Source organism: Pseudomonas floridensis (genome assembly GCF_002087235.1).
Classification (GTDB): domain Bacteria; phylum Pseudomonadota; class Gammaproteobacteria; order Pseudomonadales; family Pseudomonadaceae; genus Aquipseudomonas; species Aquipseudomonas floridensis.
Map to the genome: position 1 here is coordinate 1 of NZ_MUIO01000220.1, position 3444 is coordinate 3444.

2 protein-coding genes and 1 pseudogene are annotated in these 3444 nt (G+C 60.5%); 2 read left to right on the top strand and 1 reads right to left on the bottom strand.

The annotated features are described in order from the left end of the window. Nucleotides 1-317: pseudogene (locus BZK31_RS30235) on the top strand (molecular chaperone); the annotation flags it as partial. 42 nt (nt 318-359) lie between these two features. Here the strand turns inward: BZK31_RS30235 and serB are convergent. Next, entirely contained in the window at nt 360-1574 is a 1215-nt protein-coding gene (gene serB / locus BZK31_RS28390; protein ID WP_083186460.1) for a phosphoserine phosphatase SerB, read from the bottom strand. Nucleotides 1575-1704: 130 nt separating this feature from the next. On the opposite strand from serB, the gene BZK31_RS28395 reads away from it, so the two are divergent. Beyond that, a complete protein-coding gene (locus BZK31_RS28395) occupies nt 1705-3258 on the top strand; it encodes a HAMP domain-containing protein (protein ID WP_083186461.1) in 1554 nt (517 codons plus the stop codon). Nucleotides 3259-3444 lie beyond the last annotated feature (186 nt).

Sequence of the window (3444 nt, forward strand, 5' to 3'; positions counted from 1 at the left end):
GATCCAGACCGCTGAGTCTCAGTGTGGTGATGAAAAAAGACAAACACAGCAATAATTTGGCGCCTCAGTTCCTTCATGAGGTCCGTGGTAAAAAAAAGCCGAGCCGGGTGCGCCCCAGCCACCAGCTGTCTGAGAAGGGAGGAAAGGTGATGATCAGCGTCAATGGCGAAGAACGGCGGGCGACGCTGAGCAACCGCCGTATCAGCAGCGCCAGCTATAACCAGTTCGAATACCAGATCTACGATGCACCCAAAGCCGCCGAAAGCGAAAAGCCCAAGCCAGGACAGGAGTTCGATTCGCTGTGGGGCTCGCTGTAGCCGCCGCAATCGCTCACGCAATCACGGCAGCACACGATGCTGTCAGCGCCTGGCTTCGCGGTCGCGGAAACCCAGCAGATACAGAACCCCGTCCAGCCCCAGCGTCGAGATCGCCTGTTTGGCCGATTGTTTGACCAATGGCTTGGCACGAAATGCCACGCCCAGCCCGGCAATCGCCAGCATGGGAAGATCGTTGGCGCCGTCGCCGACCGCAATGGTCTGCTCCAGGCTCAAGCCTTCCTTGTGCGCCAGCTCGCGCAATAGATCGGCCTTGCGCTTGGCATCGACGATAGGCTCGACCGCCACGCCGGTGACCTTGCCGTCTTCAACTTCCAGCTCGTTGGCAAACACGTAATCGATGCCCAGCTTCGCCTGCAGCTGTTTGGCGAAATAGGTGAAGCCACCGGACAGAATCGCTGTCTTGTAGCCCAGACGCTTGAGTTCGGCGAACAGGGTTTCGGCCCCTTCGGTCAGTCGCAACGATGCGCCGATTTCGTCCAGCACGCTGACATCCAGCCCCTTGAGCAGGGCCAGACGTTCCTTGAAGCTGGCGCTGAAATCCAGTTCGCCACGCATGGCCCGCTCGGTGATTTCAGAAACCTGCTCGCCGACGCCCGCAGCTTTGGCCAGTTCATCGATGACTTCGGCTTCGATCAGCGTTGAGTCCATGTCGAACACGGCAAGGCGACGATTGCGCCGGAACAGCGAATCCTGCTGAAACGCGATGTCGACGTTCAGGTCCTGCGCCACGCTGAGGAATTCGGCCTGCATGGCTTTCAGATCACCCGGCTCGCCGCGCACGGAAAATTCGATACAGCCCTTGCCCTTGTCGGCAGGTGTATCGAGCGGCATGCGCCCGGACAGACGATCGATCTGATCGATGTTCAGGCCGTATTTGGCAGTGATGGAGCTGACGCACTGCAACTGCTCGGCCGTCACCTTGCGGGTCAACAGCGTCACGATATGACGCGCCTTGCCCTGGCCTTCGACCCAGTGCTGGTAATCCTGCTCGGACACCGCCGTGAAGCGCACCTGCTGGTCCAGCTTGTAAGCGGTGAACAGGATGTCCTTGAGCACGGAAGAACCCTGCTCGGTATCCGGAATTTCAACCAGTATGCCGAACGACAGGGTGTCGTGGATCACCGCCTGACCAATATCGAGAATGTTCACGCCACCTTGGGCAAGGACGCCGGTGATGGCCGCAGTGAGACCGGGACGGTCTACACCGGTGATGTTAATCAGGACGATTTCGCGCAAGGCGCACCCCCGCAGTGGAAAAAAACCGCATTCTAACCACTTTCAGTGACCATCGGGCACAGGCAGCGCTTTGCCGCTACAGGGTCGGTCGTTATACTGCGCGGCAACTTCACCGAAAGAGCCGTGCTCTGTGAACCGGCCCACGCCCGTTAAAACCGATAATTTCTTCCTGCTCATCTTTCGTGCCCTGCGTCATCGCCGAGTACCGATTGCTTTGCGCATTGCCAGCCATAACGTGATCCTGGTCGCTTTGGCGCTGGTGATCTACGCCGGAGTCATGGGTCTGCAGTTCAAGCAGGCCATGCATGAACAGGCCGATGCGCTGGGGCAGGCCCTGACGACCCAGACCGCCACCTCGGCTACCGAGCTGTTGGTGTCCAACGACATCCTCAGTCTCAACGTGCTGCTGGGCAATCTGGTCAAGAATCCACTGGTGGCCCACGCGGCGATCTACAGTGTGGATAACCGCATCCTTGCGGAAGCCGGCCAGCGCCCGAAAAACGGGCTTCTGGGTGAGGCTCAGGGCTTGTACGAAATCAAGATCACGTTCCAGGACGTGATGGCAGGCCACTTGCGCATCAGCCTGGACATGTCGCAGTTCCAGCAACCGATGACCATTAGCCTGCAAAGCATGGGCATATTGGCGGGCATCCTGCTGGCACTGGCCTTGGCCCTGAGCCTGCGCCTGGGCCGTCACATCTCCACACCGCTGATGCAGATGCGCATCTGGCTGCGCGACATCGACCCGTACACCCCGGCAACCGACCGTCAGGATGAAATCGGCGACCTGGCCCGTCAGTTGCGTACTTCTTTTGCCCCGCCCGTCCCGGAACCAGAACCGGTGCCGGAGCCCGAGTATGACGAGGACGAGGGCGACGACCCCTATCTGGAGCCGGAAGACAAACCGGGCCCGTCCTTCTCGGCACGCGACACAGCCCCAGTGGCCAAGCCTCGCCTGCCTGCACCGCCAGTACAGCGCCGCATCGTTGCCGAGGAAGATGAAGAGGACGATGGTGACGACCCGTTCGCCGAGCTGCGCGACACGGCCGACACAACAGCATCGGCGCCGGTCACCCGTCCGGTCGCCGCACCGGTGGTTTCGAGCGAACCGCAGCACAGCGCCGTACTGGCCGTGCAACTGGGCGCTCAGGATCAACTGCGTCGTCTGCCCCGCGCCCGTCTCACCGAATTGCTGCAGCGCTATCGTGATTGCCTGGATCAGGCTGCCTCACTGTACGAGAGCGAGTTGCACACCCTGAATGACGGCAGCACCTTGATGCTGTTTCACAGTCAGGAAAGCGGCGAGGACTACCTGACCAACGCGATCTGCTGTGGCGAACTGCTTCGTGCGCTGAGCCATGCCTTGCAGATCGAAGTGGCCGACAGCGGCATCACCCTGCAATTGCAGCTGGGTCTGACGCTGGGTGACGGATTGAGTGGCCTGAGCCAGATCGACCTGCTGCTTACCGAGACCGCTCAGGATGCGCTGGCCCTGTCGCAACATAGCCGCAACCTGCTGCTGGTCGAACGCAAGATCAATGACGACGCCCTGATCCGCCAGCGCGCCCGCATTCGGCCCATCGCCAGCCCGGAAGGCGCCTGCTGCGTCGAACGCCTGATGGAGCCCTATCCCTCCATGCTGGAACGCCAGCTGGCGCGGATGCACGAGACGAACAAGGTCTGAGAGTCCGCAGGCATGTCGCCGGTGACGTTCTGCGTCACGGGCTCTGCAGACATGTGGATCAGGTCACCTTTGCCCTGTTAAGGCGATATTGACCTGAGCCACGGTTCCGATGGCCCCCCTTGATCCTCACCCACCAGAAACAACGCCCAATAAAAAGCCCGCATCACTGCGTAATGCTGTTCACTT